The organism is Phytohabitans sp. LJ34, assembly GCF_052068095.1.
Taxonomy (GTDB): domain Bacteria; phylum Actinomycetota; class Actinomycetes; order Mycobacteriales; family Micromonosporaceae; genus Phytohabitans.
Genome location: NZ_JBQHDG010000002.1, coordinates 260,260 through 274,656 on the forward strand (window position 1 = coordinate 260,260; position 14,397 = coordinate 274,656).

The window sequence follows — 14,397 nt, forward strand, 5'->3', positions numbered from 1 at the left end:
CAAAGAGAACCGCGGATGTTTTCACCTATACGTCGACGCTGCGTGCCTGGTTCACTACCAGGCGCATCAATTCTCTGTGACGGATGTGGTGGTTGTCTACCTAGGCCCGCATCGAGCGCAACGCCATCGTGGCCGCCTGCTCCACGATCTCGATGCCCTTCTCCTGGGTGGCGTGGTGGTCGGAGAGCACGGCCATCAGCCAGTCGTGGCCGTCTTCGGTGATCCGGCCGATGCTGTTGACCGCCCACCGGCCGCCGTCGGCGCTGACCTGGACCCAGCCGTTTTTGACCCACACGCCGGAGGCGCCGGCGGGCGCGGCGGCGGGCACGCCCCATCGCTGCTCTTCGACCACCTTGCCCATCAGCCCGAGCACGAACTTCGTCGCCGCCCCCGACAGCGGCGAGTCGCCCGCGGTGATCGACCGCAGCAGCCGCACCTGGTCGGCCGCCGTGGTGGTGGTGACGCCCCAGGCCGAGTTGGCCTTCGTCTCTTTCATGCCGAAGGCGGCGTTTGCCTTGTTGAGCCCGGACACCCCGCCCACGGTGCGGAAGAGCCGGCTGGCCGCGTCGTTGTCGCTGACCGTGATCATGTCGGTGGCGAGCGCCCGCTGCGTGGTCGTCAACGTGTCGTCGTCGAGCAGCAGCGCGGCGAGGATGTCGACCTTCACGATGCTCGCGGTGCGAAACCGCCGCGTGCCCACCGACAACCCCGCACCGCTCACCGCGTCGTGCAGCGCCACGGCCACCCGCCCGCCGTTGCTCCGGACAAACCGCTCCAGCTGCGCCTTCGTCTTCGCCACCAGGTCGGGCGAGGGCGAGGGCGTCGGTCTCGTGCGCGCCGGCCCGGCGGCGGGCCCATTGGCACCGGCGGGACGATTTGAACGCAGTGTCACGATGCCAGCACCACCTGTGGCCAACCCCGCGACACCGAACGCTGCGGCCATGGATAGCAACCCGCGACGGGACGTGGTCCTCACATGGCAGTTGTACGCGACGCGCCTGGGAGTTCGTTCAACGCCTGTACGTCCACATAGCTGAGCAGGCCTTTCGCCGGCTGCCCACCGGCGGCGACGGTGGCCGCCGTCTCGACCGCGGCCGTCAGCGCCGCCCGGAAAAGCAGCGAGCCGGTGCTCACCCGACGCACCCCGAGCGCGGCCAGCCGCTCCAGGTCGACCCCCGGCGCGAAGAGCACGTTGAGCGGCACGCCCGCCACCTCCACCAGCGCACCGATCTCCGCGTCGCCGGTCACCCCGGGCACGAAGACCCCGTCGGCGCCGGCGTCCGCGTACGCCCGCACGCGCCGCAGCGCTTCCTCCAGCGCCGCGGGGGTCGCCCGCCGCTGCCAGTGCGTGTCCGTGCGGGCATTCACAAACATTTCGGGTACCCGCAGGTGCACTTCCCCGATCACCGAACACTGCTTGTCGATCGGGGCGAGGGTGCCGTCCGGCCGCCCGTCCTCGATGTTCACGCCCGCGACGCCGAGGTCGGCGAGCTGGGCGACAAGGTCGGCCACCTCGCCGGGCCGCTCGCTGAAGCCGCCCTCGATGTCGACGCTGACCAGGCACGGCAGGCCCTGGAGCCGGCGGGCGAGGTCGACGGTGTCGTCGCGCGTGGCACCGGTGCCGTCGGGCTTTCCCGCGGCGGCCGCGACGCCCAGGCTCGTGGTGCCCACGGCGGGGAAGCCACGCGCCGCCAGGGCAGCGGCCGAGGCGTAGTCCCAGGCGTTGGGGAGCACCAGCGGGCGCTCCTGGTGGTGCAGGTCCCGGAAGGCCGTCACCGCGCCACTCCTTCCGCGATGGCGACGGCGTGCGCGCGGCCGGGGCAGAGCCGCGGCTCGCCGCCGAACGGCAGGCCCGCCGCGGCGAGGTCGAGCACGAGCGTGTCCCCCGCTCCGGCCAACTCGGTGTCCACAGTGGCCACACGCCGGGTGGTGCGCACGGGCGCGGCGTCCACGATCGAGCCGTGCTCGACCGCGGCCCGCACCAGGGCCGCGGTAGCGGCGTAGGCCTGGACGAGCAGGCCGATCCGGTTGGCGACACGCTCGTCCGGCGTGCCGCCGAGCAGCTTCACCAGCGCCGCCACCGCGCAGTCGGCGGCGTGTTCGGCGGCCGCGCCGCCCGGCATGAGGTAGCCGGCCGCGATCGCGGGGACCTCCGCCACCACCGTGTCGACGTCCGGCATGCCCAGGGCCTCGGCCAGCACGGCGACGGCCACCTCGTCGGCGGGGCGGGAGGACCGGGCGGCGGCGGTGGCGAGGGCCGCGGGGTCGATCGCGGCGAGGTCGGCCTCGACGATCGCGCGCCGGCGCACGTGGTCGGTGCCGTGGCTGAACCGGGCCACCGCCGACCTCAGCCACGCCATCGACCCCTGCGGTCCACTCCGGTCCGGTGGGACGGGAATGAAGCGGGGGTCCGCCAGCACCGCTCGGACGTCGTCGGGGCACTCCACGAAGATCTCCATACCGCAGACGCTATGCCCGCCATCCTTCGGTGGCCGCCGAAGCGTTTCCGTTGCTGTTTGGTCTTTCTGCCGCTTCTCCACTTCCTTCGGGTTTGTGGTTACGGTTAGTGCGCCTCCGGCGGGGCCTCGGGCTCCGGCCGGGCCGTCCCCGGCTTGTTCACCCTTCTTGGTGGGTGGTTGCGGTGGGAGCCGTGCCGTATGCCGTCGTCCACGCTGAGCCGAGCAGACCAGCGCCGGGGCCGGGGCCGCCAGCCTTGCGTCTGATCCTCACCGTCCGCGGGTCGTGGCGGCCCCGGCGCTGGTCCGCTCCCCGTGCGGGTGGACGACGGCATACGGCACGCCTCGGGCTTCGCACGCTGGCAGCGGCTTCGGGATTGGCCTGGCCGCGAAACACAAGGACCGGCGGATCGCCGGCCCACCTTCCCACTGGTTGGGGATGTGGCTCAGCATGTGGGCGGCGCCAAGATCGTTAACCCGAAAAGGTCGCGACACGCCGAAGACCACGCCCCTAACGGGCTAACGATCACGCCAGCCAGCCGCCGCAGCCCCGCATCTCCCACATGACGGGACCATCGGCTCGGGATCTGGAAGGCGTCGTGATCGTTAGCCCGAAACCCGCGTGACACGCCGGCACGAACGCGGGTTTTGGGCTAACGATCACCGAAGCGGTGGACACCGGGGCTTGCGGAGCCTTGCTTGGCCGGGCCGCAAGCCGGCCGGAACCGCGAAAGTCGATGGGTTCAAGAAGATCGTTGGGCTCGCCTTTGGCGTCCAGCGAGTTGCCGCAAGGGCCTTGATCGGCGACGAGGGTGGAGGCCCTCCTGGTGATCGTGGTCGTTTAGTCCCCCTGGAGGGGGTCCAGACGACCACGATCTACAAGGTGTCCCGCCGATCAAGGGATCAGCGGCCCTACCGTCAGGTAGTTCGAGGACGTCGCCCACTAGCAGGCCCGCACGGGCCGGCGCAGCCGGCGGGGCGAGCGCGACCGACGGACGGGTGAGGCCGCGGGGTACAGCGGCATCGAGAAACGGCGGCGCGGTGGTCAATGGACGCATTGCTGCTAGCAGGTCGACAGGCTCGCGGGGCCGACCGGCCGCGGCCGGCCCCGGGGCCGTGCCGGCCGGGTCAGGGTTCGACCTGGATCTTGCGGCCTACGCCGTCGCGGAACTGGGTCATGGCCTTGGCGTAGTCGTCCAGGGGGTAGCGGTGGCTGATGAAGACGTCGGCCGGGAGGAGGCCGGTCGACCACAGCTCGCCCGCCCGGTCGAAGCTGTGCAGGACCGCCATCGAGCCGGTGATGGTGATCTCCTGGTTGTAAATCTTGTAGGGCTCGATGACCGCCCGCGCGCCGTACGACGCCACGCCGAACTGGAGGAACGTGCCGCCCTTGCCCACCCGGGCCAGGCCGTCGGTGATGGCCGCCTCGGCGCCGGTGCAGTCGACGACCACGTCCCAGCCGCGGGGGGCGGTCAGCTCGTCGGCCGAGGCGGCCGCGGCCGAGCAGCCGAGCAGGCGGGCGGTGTCCAGGCGGGTCGGGTTGATGTCCACCATGGACACCGTGGCGGCGCCGGCGCGTTTGGCCAGCTCCATCATCATCAGGCCCATCGTGCCGGCGCCGTAGATGAGGTAGTGGTCGGCCAGCCGTCGCGGCAGCACGTCGAAGCCGCGTACCGCGCAGGACAACGGCTCGATCAGGGCGGCGTCCGCCACGTTGACGGAAGCAGGGAGGCGGAAGCAGTTGGCGACCGGCGCGAGCGCGAACTCGGCCGCGCCGCCGGGCTTGGTGACGCCGATCGCGTTCCAGTTTTCGCACAGGTTGCCGCGGGCCCGTTTGCACTGGTAGCACTCTCCACAGTGCAGGGACGGGTCCACGGCCACCTGCTCCCCGACCGCGATCTCGGTCACCGCGCTGCCCACCTCTACCACGCGGCCGGCGAACTCGTGGCCGGGGATGATCGGGTACGCCGGGGCGAACTCACCGTCCATGATGTGCAGGTCGGTGCCGCAGATGCCGCAACCGGCGACCTCCACGACCACGTCCCGCGGGCCCGGGGTGGGATCGGGCACCTTCTCGATGGCGATCTGCCCGGGTGTCACCACAACAGCGGCCTTCACTTCACAGCTCCCATCGACAGGCCCCGCACGAGCTGCTTCTGCGCCAGCCAACCGGCCAGCACGACGGGCAGGGACACCAGCGTGGCGGCGGCACACAGCCGGGCCAGGAACAGCCCTTCCGAGGAGATGAACCCGACCAGGAAGATCGGCGCCGTGCCGGCGCGGGTCGCGGTCAGGTTGACCGCGAAGAAGAACTCGTTCCAGGAGAAGATGAAACAGATCAGCGCGGTGGCGGCCAGGCCCGGCGAGACGATCGGCAGCAGCACCCGCCGGATCGACATCAGCAGCCCGGCGCCGTCCATCTCGGCGGCCTCCAGCACCGACGTGGGCACCTCCAGCAGGAACGAGCGCATCATCCAGATGGCCAGCGGGAGGTTCATGGCGGAGTAGAGGATCACCATGGTCCAGACGTTGTCGAGCATGCCGAGCTCCTTGACCACCAGGTAGATGGGGAGGAGCGCGGCCACGGCCGGCAGCATCTTGGTGGAGATGAAGAAGAACAGCGCGTCCCGCCACTTCGCGACCGGCCGCAGCGACAGCGCGTACGCGGCCGGGGTGGCCAGCACCAGCACGAGCAGCGTGGAGAAGAGGCTGGCCATCAGCGAGTTCAGCAGGTAGGGCGTGAGGTCGCGGTCGAACACCTGCCGGTAACCGTCCAATGTGGGCGTGAAGACCCACGTGGGCGGGTTGGACGCGGCGTCGGCCTCCCGCTTGAAGCCGGTCAGCACCATCCACAGCACCGGGAAGAAGAAGACCAGCCCGCACACCCAGGCCACCACGGTCCACAGTGAACGCCTCATCGCTGCACCTCCATCCGGAAGAGGCCGGAGATGACCCGCAGCGCGAAGGTGGCGACCACGATCGTGCCGATCACCACGACGACGCCGGCGGCGGCCGCCTCGCCGTACTCGAACTTGCGGAACGTGGTCAGGTAGATCTCGTACGGCAGGTTGGTGGTCGCCGTGCCCGGCCCGCCCTGGGTGATGGTGAAGACCGCGTCGAACGTCTGCACCAGGTAGATCGAGCCGAGCAGTGCGGACAGTTCCAGGTAGGGGCGCAGGTACGGGAGCGTGACGTGCAGGAAGGTCTGCCACGCGGTCGCGCCGTCGACGCGGGCCGCCTCGAGTGTCTCCAGCGACTGCGCCTGCAGGCCGGCCAGGATGATCAGCATCATGAACGGCGTCCACTGCCACACGAGCGTGGCGACGACCGCGACCATCGGGTACGTGGAGACCCAGTCGGTGTCGCCGCCGAGCACGCCGTTGACGAGGCCGTACGCCGGGTTGTAGATGGCGTGCTTCCACAGCAGCGCGGCGGCCATCGGCATCACCAGGAACGGCGTGATGAGCAGCGTGCGCACGATGCCCCGGCCGGGAAACTTCCGGTCGAGCAGGATCGCCAGCCCCAGGCCGAGCAGCACCGACACGATGACCGAGCTGGCGGTCAGCACGACGGTGTTGAGCAGCGCCGCGCGCAGCCGGCCGTCCGACAGCACCGTGCCGTAGTTGTCGAGCCCGACGAAGGAGCGCGACCCGGGCCGCAGCGCGTTCCAGCTCAATGTGGACAGGTACAGCGTGACGAGGAAGGGCACCTGCGTCACGACGATCGCGAAGATCAGCGCGGGGAGCAGCGGCGCCCGCCGGGACCACCGGTCCCGCCGGGAGGGCGCCCGCCCGACCCGGCGCGAGACGGGCCGGGCGGGCGCTTTCGCCAAGGTGGTCGAGGTCATTTGCGGTACTTCTCGGCGACGTCCTCGGCGAGCTTCTGGCCGTCGGCGAGGGCCTTGTCCACTGTGGTCTTGCCGGCGATCGCCGACGCCACCTCCTGGGAGACCTTCGTGCCCAGGTCGGCGAACTCGGGGATGCCGACGAACTGCACACCCAGCGCGGGCCGCGGCTGGAGGCCCGGGTTGGTCGGGTCGGCCTCCTCGATCGCCTTCAGCGTGATGTCCGCGAACGCGGTGGCCGACTGCTTGTACTCGGGCAGGTTGTAGGTCGAGGTGCGCTTGCCCGCCGGCAGCCGCGACCAGCCCAGCTTCTCCCCCACCAGCTTCTCGTACTCCTTGCCGGTGGCCCACGAGATGAACTTCCACGCGGCGTCGGCCTGCTTGGTGGTCTTCGGCATCGCCCACGCCCAGGCCCACAGCCAGCCGGACGACTTGGTCTTGTTCACCGGCGCGTAGGCGTAGCCGACCTTGCCGGCCACCTTGGACGCGGACGCGTCTTCGAGCGTGCCCGCGGCGGAGGTCGCGTCGTACCACATCGCCGCCTTGCCCTGCCCGAACGTGTTGAGGCACTCGGTGAAGCCGGCCTGCGACGCGCCCGCCTCGCCGTACCGCCGCACGAGGTCCACATAGAACTTGGTGGCCTGGGTGAACTCCGGCGAGTTCACCTTGGGGGTCCAGTCCTTCTCGAACCATGTGCCGCCGAACGTGTTCACGACCGTCGTGAGTGGAGCGAAGACCTCGCCCCAGCCGGGCAGACCGCGCAGGCAGATGCCCGCGACGCCGGCCTTCTTGTCGTTGAGCCGGGCGGCGAAGTCGGCGACCTGCTGCCACGTGGGGCGCTCCGGCATCGTGATGCCCTTGGCCGCGAAGAGCTCCTTGTTCCACATCAGGAACGACGACTCGCCGTAGAACGGCGCCGCGTAGAGCTTGCCGTCCTCACCGGACAGTGACTTCACCATCGGTTCGAGCAGGTCGGCCTTGTCGTAGCCCGAGTCCCCGTCGGCGTACGACGAAAGCTCGTGCAGCCAGCCGTTCTTGGCCCAGATGGGCGCCTCGTACGCCCCGATGGTCGCCACGTCGTACTGCCCGCCCTGGGTGGCCACGTCCTGCGTGACTTTGTCGCGCAGCTCGTTCTCGGGAAGGATCGTGAACTTGACCGTGATGCCGGTTTCCTTGGTGAAGGTGTCGGCGGTGAGCTTGGCGATGTCCTCCATCTGCGGGTTGCCCACCATGAGCGCGGTGATGGTCTTGCTGTCTCCGTCGCTGCTGGAGCCGGAGCCACCGGCGCCCGAGCAGGCGGTGAGTGTCATAACAAGAGCCGAAATAGCAATAAATAAGGGGCGGCGTGGCACGACAAACCTCCCGGGAGAGCGACTCAGCGAAGGCTCAGACCCGCAGCACCTGCGGGCCGAGCAGGGAGTAACGGTGTGCCTCGGACGCGGGCAGCGCCGCGTCCGTGACGATTGTTTCGAAGTCCGCGATCTCGGCGAAGCGGCAGAAGCTGCTCACCCCGAACTTCGTGTGCACCCCGGCGAACACCCGCCGCCGGGAGACGCGGACGACCTGTGCCTTCACGTCGGCGACCGCCGGGTCGGGCGTGGTCAGCCCGTGCTCGCGGGAGATGCCGTTGGCGCCGACGAAGGCGAGGTCGATGACGAAGCCGGCCAGCATCCCGGTGGCCCAGTGGTCGACCGTGGCGAGTGTGCGCCCGCGCACCCTCCCGCCGAGCAGCAGCACGGTGGTGGCCGGGTTGGCGGCGAGGATGGCGGCCGTGCTCAGCGACGCGGTGACCACGGTGAGGCTCCGGTCGGCGGGCAGCGCCTCGGCGATGAGCTGGGGCCCGAACCCCTCGTCGACGAAGACCGTCTCGGCGTCGCCCACGAGATCGGCGCAGGCGGCCGCGATCCGGCGCTTTTCCGGCACCAGGCGGGTGGTGCGCATCGCGAGGGTGGTCTCGAAGCGGGCGGTCTCCACCGCGCGCGCCCCGCCGTGCGTGCGCCGGACCAGCCCGTGCTGCTCCAGCATGCGCAGGTCGCGCCGGATGGTCTCCGGCGCCACGGCGAGCTCGGCGGCGAGCTTGGCCACGTCGACGTCGCCGTTGCTGCGCGCCAGCACGAGGATGCGGTGCTGCCGCTCGTCGGCCTTCATCCTCCGCACCTCCGTCCTGAGCCCGCGCGTAAACATGTTCTAACACCGCCGTAACGGTGTGAGCCGGTTCACAGAGCGGGTTCCTGCGCCTGACTTTGCCCGTTCGGACCCGCGGGAGCAACGCTTACCTGAGGATTTATCGGACATGAACGCAGGATTGGGATGCCCGAGCGGGCGGAGTTCTCGCCCGTTCTATGCCCGGGTGCGCCGCCACTCATGCACGAGGAGCCACGCGAGGTAAACGCCGCCGATGGCCGAGGTGGCGAGCCCGACCGGCAGCGCCGCCGCCCCGAACGCCCGCTGGACGGCCAGGTCGCCGCCGGTCAGCAGCAGCGCCCCCATCAGCCCCGCCGCCATCAGGCCCGGGCCCGCCGACCGGGTCAGCCGCCGCGCCACCTGCGGCGCCGCGAGCGCCACGAAGGCGATCGGGCCCGCGGCCGCCGTCGCGACCGCGCTCAACGCGACAGCCGCCAACACCAAGATCCCTCTGGTACGCGCGACGGGCACCCCAAGCGCACGAGCGGTGTCGTCGCCCATCTCCAGCATGGCCAGCTTCCGTCCATAGTGGAGCACGAGCGGCAGCAGCACCGCCAGTGCCAGCGCGAGCGGCCGCACGTGGTCCCACCGCCGGCCGTTGAGGCTGCCGATCAGCCACACCTGCGCGGCGATCGCGTCGTCGAGGCTGGCCCGCGCGATGAGGTAGTTGTTGAGCGCGACGAACATCGCGGACAGCCCGATGCCGATCAGGATCAGCCGCATCCCGGAGAGCGTGCGGCGAAACGCGATCCCGTACACCAGCGCGAGCGTGCCCAGCCCGCCCGCGACCGCACCGGCCGCCACCTGGTACATGCCGCCGTCGAAGAGCAGGATCACGACGACCGCGCCGGCGGCCGACCCGTTCGTGAAGCCGATGACGTCCGGGCTGCCCAGCGGGTTGCCGGACAGGCGCTGCATGACCGCGCCGCCGACGCCGAGCGCGAAGCCGACGAGGACGCCGGTGAGCAGGCGCGGCATCCGCAGCGTCAGCACGATGAAGTCGGTACCCGGCGGGCCCTGGCCGGCGATCGTCTTGAGCACGTCGAGCAGCGGCACCGGGTAGTCGCCGGTCGTCATGGTGACCGCCCCGACGCCGGCGGCCGCGAGCGTGAGCGCGACGCAGACGGCGAGGGCGCGCTGGGGAATCCGGACCGAGACGCGGTCCCGCGGCGTGCGAAGCACCGTCTGTGTCCGCCACGCTCCGCCGCCCGTAGCCTCGCGACTCCCGCTCACAGCCGGGCCAGCTTCCGTCGCCGGCACAGGGCGATGAAGACCGGCGCGCCCACGAAGGCGGTGACCACGCCGGCCTGGAGCTCGGCGGGCGCGATCACCACCCGGCCGACGACGTCGGCGCCGAGCAGGAGCACAGGGGCGAGCACCATCGAGTACGGCAGCACCCACCGCTGGTCCGGCCCCACGATCATCCGGGCCACGTGCGGCACGGCGAGGCCGACGAAGCCGATCGGACCGGCCGCCGCCGTGGCCGCCCCGCAGAGCAGCGTCACCGCGACCGCGCCGAGCACGCGGGTGCGGCCCACGTGCGCGCCGAGCGCCCGGCCGGCGTCGTCGCCGAGCGCGAGCGCGTTGAGCGGGCGGGCGAGCAGCAGCGCGAGCACGATGCCGACCGCGATGAACGGCGCCACCCGCACGAGCGTGTCCTCGCGGCGGCCGGCGAGCGAGCCGACCACCCAGTACCGGAACTGGTTGAACGCCTCCGGGTCGAGCAGCAGCACCGCGTAGGTGACCGCGCCGAGCGCCGCGCTCACCGCCGCGCCGGCCACGACGAGGCGCTCGGGGGTGGCGGCGCGGCCGGCCGAGCCGATCAGGTACACGAGCACGGAGACGGCCGCCGCGCCGAGGAACGCGAACCACACGTACCCGACGACGCTGGTCACCCCGGCGTACGCGATCGCGAGGGCCACGGCGGCGGCCGCGCCGACGTTGACGCCGAGCAGTCCCGGGTCGGCCAGCGGGTTGCGGGTCACCCCCTGCATCAGCGCGCCGGCGAGCCCGAGCGCGGCGCCGACGAGCACCGCGAGGAACGCGCGCGGGATGCGCAGTTCGTGGATGATCGCCGCGTCGCTGGAGCCGTCGTCGTGCCACAGCACGCTCCACACGGCGGTGAAAGGGATCTGCTTCGACCCCACCCACACGCTCACCAGGAAGACAAGGAGGAGTGCACCGGCGGCGACGAGTAGGCCAGTGCCCTTGGCCACCCCTCTCGCCACATCCACGGTTGTTAGATTAGCCTCGCCTTACTATGCGAGGTGATCGAGGGACAGTCCTGGGCCGGGCGATCGGTGGCCAGCGGCGGCACGTGGCCGTGGCGGCTCTCCTGGCGGCCGGACACCAGGCCGGCGAGGCGCTCGTACCCGTGCTGATCGGTGTGGTCATCGACACCGCGGTGGCCACCGGATCGGTGACCCGGCTGGTGCTGTGGCTCGCCGTGCTGGGCGGTGTCTTCGCGGTGCTGTCGTACAGCTACAGGTTCGGCGCCCGCGCGGCCGAGCGGGCCTCCGAGTGGGCCGGCCACGACCTGCGGGTGGGGCTCACCCGCCGCATCCTCGACCCGCGCGGCGGCGCCGAGACCGGGCGCCTGGCCGGCGAGCTGACCAACATCGCGACCGGCGACGCCCGCCGGGTCGGCGGCGTCAACGTGGTGCTCCCCGCCGGCATCGCCGCGCTCACCGGCCTGCTGGTCAGCGCGGCCGCGCTGCTGTGGATATCGGTGCCGCTCGGCCTCGTCGTGCTGCTCGGCGCGCCGCCGCTGCTGTGGCTCGGCCACCTGCTCGGCCGCCCCCTGGAGCGCCGCAGCGCCGTCGAGCAGGAGCGCGCCGCACACGCCTCGGGCGTCGCCGCCGACCTCGTCGCCGGCCTCCGCGTGCTGAAGGGCATCGGCGCCGAAGGGGCGGCGGTCGCGCGCTACCGGCGTACCAGCCAGGACTCGCTGTCCGCGACGCTGCGGGCGGCCCGGGCGCAGGCCGCGCACGACGGCGCGATCCTCGCGCTGACCGGGGTGTTCATCGCGGCCGTCGCGCTGGTCGGCGGCCGCCTGGCCGCGAACGGCGACATCAGCGTCGGCGACCTCGTCGCGGCCGTCGGCCTCGCGCTCTTCCTGCTCACCCCGCTCCAGCTCCTCGCCTGGGTCAACGCCCAGCTGGCACAGGGCCGCGCCTCGGCCGGCCGGATCGCCGCGGTGCTCTCCGCGCCGCCGGCCGTCGCCGCGGGCCAGGGGCGGATGCCCGATCCGGTACGCGGCCACGTCGCCCTGTCCGGCGTCCACCACGGCGCGCTGTCCGGTGTGGACCTGGAGGTGGCGGCCGGCGAGCTGCTCGGCGTGGTGGCACCCGACCCCGCGGCCGCGACGGCACTGCTCGCCACGCTCGCCCGCGACACCGACCCCGACGCGGGCACGGTGACGCTGGACGGCGTTCCGCTGTCCACACTGGACCCGGCCGAGCTGCGCGGCGCCATCCTCGTCTCCGCCCACCACGCGATCCTCTTCGCCGGCACCCTGGCGTCCAACGTCTCGTCCACCGGGGACGGCGAGGTCGGCCGGGCGATGGCCGCGGCGGCCGCCGACGAGGTCGCACACAGCCTCCCGGACGGCGCGGATACCGTGCTGGGCGAGCGGGCGCAGTCCCTCTCCGGCGGGCAGCGCCAGCGGGTGGCTTTGGCCCGCGCGCTGGCCGCGGATCCCCCGGTGCTCGTGCTGCACGACCCGACGACCGCGGTCGACGCGGTCACCGAGGCGCGGATCGCGGCCGGCATCCGCGAGGTCCGCGCCGGCCGCACCACCATCGTGGTGACGACGAGCCCCGCGTTGCTGGCGGCGACCGACCGCGTGGCGGTCCTCGACGGCGGCACGGTCACCGCGCTCGGCCACCACGCCGACCTCGTCGCGAACGACCCCTCCTACCGTGCGGCGGTGCTCCAGTGAACTCCGAGGTCCTGCTCCCGACCGCGAGCGGGCGCGAAACGTGGGCCGCCGTACGCGAGCTGCTGCGCGGCCGGCGGCTGACGGCGGGCGTCGCGTTCGCCGTGCTGGTGGCGGCGACGTCGGCCAGCCTGTTCACCGCGCCGCTGCTCGGGCGGATCGTCGACCTCGTCGCGGACGGCCGCCCGGCGAGCGCGCTCACCACACCGATCGTGTTGCTCGCGGTCGTCGCGGTCGTCCAGGGCGCCCTCACCGCGCTCGGCGTGACGCTCGTCGCCGGCGTGGGCGAGGAGATGCTGGCCCAGCTCCGCGAACGGTTCGTGGCGCGGGCGCTGTGCCTCCCCCTCGACCGCCTCGAACGGGCCGGCTCCGGCGACCTCAGCGCCCGGGTCACCGCCGACGTGGCCATCGTGGCCGAGGCGGTCCGGCGCGCGCTGCCCCAGCTCGCCCGCTCCGGGCTCGCGATCGTGCTCACGCTCGTGGGCATGGCGGTGCTCGACTGGCGGTTCCTGCTGGCCGCGCTGCTCGCCGTGCCCGTGCAGGCGCACACCGTGCGGTGGTACGTGCGCAAGGCCATCCCGCTCTACGCCGAGCAGCGGGTCAGCGTCGGCGTCCAGCAGCAGCAGCTGCTCGACACGGTGGGCGGCGCCGCCACGGTGCGCGCCTTCCGCCTCGCCGACCGCCACGTCGACCTGGTGAACGAGCGCTCGTCCGCCACGGTCCGGCTCGCGCTGCGCGCGGTGCGGCTGATGACGAGCTTCTTCGGTCGGCTCAACCTGGCCGAGTACATCGGGCTGAGCGCGGTGCTGGTCACCGGGTTCGTGCTGGTGCGCGCGGACGCCGCGACGATCGGCACCGCGACCGCCGCCGCGCTGTACTTCCACAACCTCTTCACGCCCTTCAACGTGGCGCTCTCCCTTGTGGACGACGCGCAGGTGGCCGCCGCCGGACTCGCCCGGCTCGTCGGGGTGGCGTCGCTGCCGGCGACCCCGCACACCGCCGCGCCGGAGATGGTCGGCGGGTCGGTCAAGGCGGCCGGGCTCGGCCACTCCTACGTGCCCGGCCATCCCGTGCTGCGCGACGTCGACCTGCACATCGAGCCCGGCGAACGGGTCGCGCTGGTCGGCGCCAGCGGCGCCGGGAAGACCACGGTGGCCAAGCTGATCGCGGGCATCCACCGCCCGTCGAGCGGCACGGTCCACCTCGGCGGGGTACGCCTCGACGAGCTCGGCCCGGCCGCGACCGGCGGGACCGTCGCGCTGATCACGCAGGAGGTGCACGTCTTCGCCGGCCGGCTCGACGAGGACCTGCGCCTCGCCCGGCCCGGCGCCAGCGACGCGGAGCTGCGCGCCGCGCTCGAACGGGTCGGCGCGCTCCCCTGGGCGCGGGCGCTGCCGGACGGACTGTCCACCGTGGTCGGTGAGGGCGGGCACCCGCTCACGGTCACCCAGGCGCAGCAGCTCGCCCTCGCCCGCCTGGTGCTCGCCGACCCACCGATCGCGGTGCTCGACGAGGCCACCGCCGACGCCGGCAGCGCGGGCGCCCGCGTGCTGGAGGAGTCGGCCGCCGCCGCGCTGGCCGGGCGTACCGGCCTGGTGGTCGCGCACCGCCTCACCCAGGCCGCGGCCGCCGACCGGGTGATCGTGCTGGAGGCCGGCCGCGTGGTCGAGGCCGGCACCCACGACGACCTTGTCGCGGCCGGCGGCCGGTACGCCGCCCTGTGGGCGGCCTGGTCCACGACCCGCTAGGCCTGGCACGCCCCCGGGGAAACGTGGAGCGCGGCGGAGCGTTTTCTGGGGGTGCGTTTCCCGCGGCCTCACCCGTCCGCCGTTGGTCGCGCTCACTCGCGAAGACCGCCGAGGGGCTTGTCCCGCGGACCCGGCAGCGGACGGCCGGGGATCTCGGCTCGCCCTCCGAGCCGCCGGCCGGGAGCGGTGCCCGCGGGAGCATACGGTCCGCGGCTGACGCGGACGCGG

Annotated in this window: 12 protein-coding genes; 2 read left to right on the forward strand and 10 right to left on the reverse strand. The window is 72.5% G+C overall.

All coding sequences use genetic code 11. From position 1 onward, the window contains the following. Positions 1-100: 100 nt before the first annotated feature. The 10 genes from ACTMTJ_RS04255 to ACTMTJ_RS04300 form a co-directional block, all read right to left on the reverse strand. Complete coding sequence (locus tag ACTMTJ_RS04255; RefSeq protein WP_441214718.1) at positions 101-799, reverse strand: serine hydrolase; 699 nt, start codon at positions 797-799, stop codon at positions 101-103. A 173-nt stretch (positions 800-972) separates the two neighbouring features. Then, positions 973-1,776: an isocitrate lyase/PEP mutase family protein gene (locus tag ACTMTJ_RS04260; RefSeq protein ID WP_441214719.1), complete on the reverse strand. Its 804-nt coding sequence runs from the start codon at positions 1,774-1,776 to the stop codon at positions 973-975. Further along, positions 1,773-2,459 carry a hypothetical protein gene (locus ACTMTJ_RS04265; RefSeq protein ID WP_441214720.1) on the reverse strand — a complete coding sequence of 229 codons (687 nt, stop codon included), beginning with the start codon at positions 2,457-2,459 and terminating at the stop codon, positions 1,773-1,775. Before ACTMTJ_RS04265 ends, ACTMTJ_RS04260 begins: the two co-directional genes overlap by 4 nt. Positions 2,460-3,584: 1,125 nt before the next feature. Next, the gene (locus tag ACTMTJ_RS04270) at positions 3,585-4,574 is read right to left on the reverse strand and encodes a zinc-dependent alcohol dehydrogenase family protein (protein ID WP_441214721.1); all 990 of its coding nucleotides are present in this window, start codon (positions 4,572-4,574) and stop codon (positions 3,585-3,587) included. Beyond that, the gene (locus tag ACTMTJ_RS04275) at positions 4,571-5,374 is read right to left on the reverse strand and encodes a carbohydrate ABC transporter permease (protein WP_441214722.1); all 804 of its coding nucleotides are present in this window, start codon (positions 5,372-5,374) and stop codon (positions 4,571-4,573) included. The genes ACTMTJ_RS04270 and ACTMTJ_RS04275 overlap by 4 nt, the downstream gene beginning before the upstream one ends. After that, positions 5,371-6,303, reverse strand: coding sequence for a carbohydrate ABC transporter permease (locus ACTMTJ_RS04280; RefSeq protein ID WP_441214723.1), 933 nt, complete (start codon positions 6,301-6,303; stop codon positions 5,371-5,373). The genes ACTMTJ_RS04275 and ACTMTJ_RS04280 overlap by 4 nt, the downstream gene beginning before the upstream one ends. Continuing rightward, positions 6,300-7,610: an ABC transporter substrate-binding protein gene (locus ACTMTJ_RS04285; RefSeq protein ID WP_441214724.1), complete on the reverse strand. Its 1,311-nt coding sequence runs from the start codon at positions 7,608-7,610 to the stop codon at positions 6,300-6,302. The genes ACTMTJ_RS04280 and ACTMTJ_RS04285 overlap by 4 nt, the downstream gene beginning before the upstream one ends. 76 nt (positions 7,611-7,686) lie before the next feature. Then, complete coding sequence (locus ACTMTJ_RS04290; RefSeq protein ID WP_441214725.1) at positions 7,687-8,448, reverse strand: DeoR/GlpR family DNA-binding transcription regulator; 762 nt, start codon at positions 8,446-8,448, stop codon at positions 7,687-7,689. Between the two features lie 192 nt (positions 8,449-8,640). Beyond that, positions 8,641-9,666: a FecCD family ABC transporter permease gene (locus ACTMTJ_RS04295; RefSeq protein ID WP_441214726.1), complete on the reverse strand. Its 1,026-nt coding sequence runs from the start codon at positions 9,664-9,666 to the stop codon at positions 8,641-8,643. Positions 9,667-9,713: 47 nt separating this feature from the next. After that, complete coding sequence (locus tag ACTMTJ_RS04300) at positions 9,714-10,718, reverse strand: FecCD family ABC transporter permease (RefSeq protein WP_441214727.1); 1,005 nt, start codon at positions 10,716-10,718, stop codon at positions 9,714-9,716. Between the two features lie 26 nt (positions 10,719-10,744). On the opposite strand from ACTMTJ_RS04300, the gene ACTMTJ_RS04305 reads away from it, so the two are divergent. Both ACTMTJ_RS04305 and ACTMTJ_RS04310 read left to right on the forward strand, forming a co-directional pair. Further along, positions 10,745-12,424 (forward strand): ABC transporter ATP-binding protein, encoded by a 1,680-nt coding sequence (locus ACTMTJ_RS04305; protein ID WP_441214728.1) that lies wholly within the window; start codon positions 10,745-10,747, stop codon positions 12,422-12,424. Continuing rightward, entirely contained in the window at positions 12,421-14,169 is a 1,749-nt protein-coding gene (locus ACTMTJ_RS04310; protein ID WP_441214729.1) for an ABC transporter ATP-binding protein, read from the forward strand. The genes ACTMTJ_RS04305 and ACTMTJ_RS04310 overlap by 4 nt, the downstream gene beginning before the upstream one ends. Positions 14,170-14,397: the final 228 nt, after the last annotated feature.

Bases quoted from the DNA above. Each gene is read 5' to 3' on its own strand.
- ACTMTJ_RS04265 (WP_441214720.1), bottom strand. From the start codon at position 2,459: ATGGAGATCTTCGTGGAGTGCCCCGACGACGTCCGAGCGGTGCTGGCG.
- ACTMTJ_RS04275 (WP_441214722.1), bottom strand. From the start codon at position 5,374: ATGAGGCGTTCACTGTGGACCGTGGTGGCCTGGGTGTGCGGGCTGGTC.
- ACTMTJ_RS04280 (WP_441214723.1), bottom strand. From the start codon at position 6,303: ATGACCTCGACCACCTTGGCGAAAGCGCCCGCCCGGCCCGTCTCGCGC.
- ACTMTJ_RS04285 (WP_441214724.1), bottom strand. From the start codon at position 7,610: ATGACACTCACCGCCTGCTCGGGCGCCGGTGGCTCCGGCTCCAGCAGC.
- ACTMTJ_RS04290 (WP_441214725.1), bottom strand. From the start codon at position 8,448: ATGAAGGCCGACGAGCGGCAGCACCGCATCCTCGTGCTGGCGCGCAGC.
- ACTMTJ_RS04305 (WP_441214728.1), top strand. From the start codon at position 10,745: ATGCGAGGTGATCGAGGGACAGTCCTGGGCCGGGCGATCGGTGGCCAG.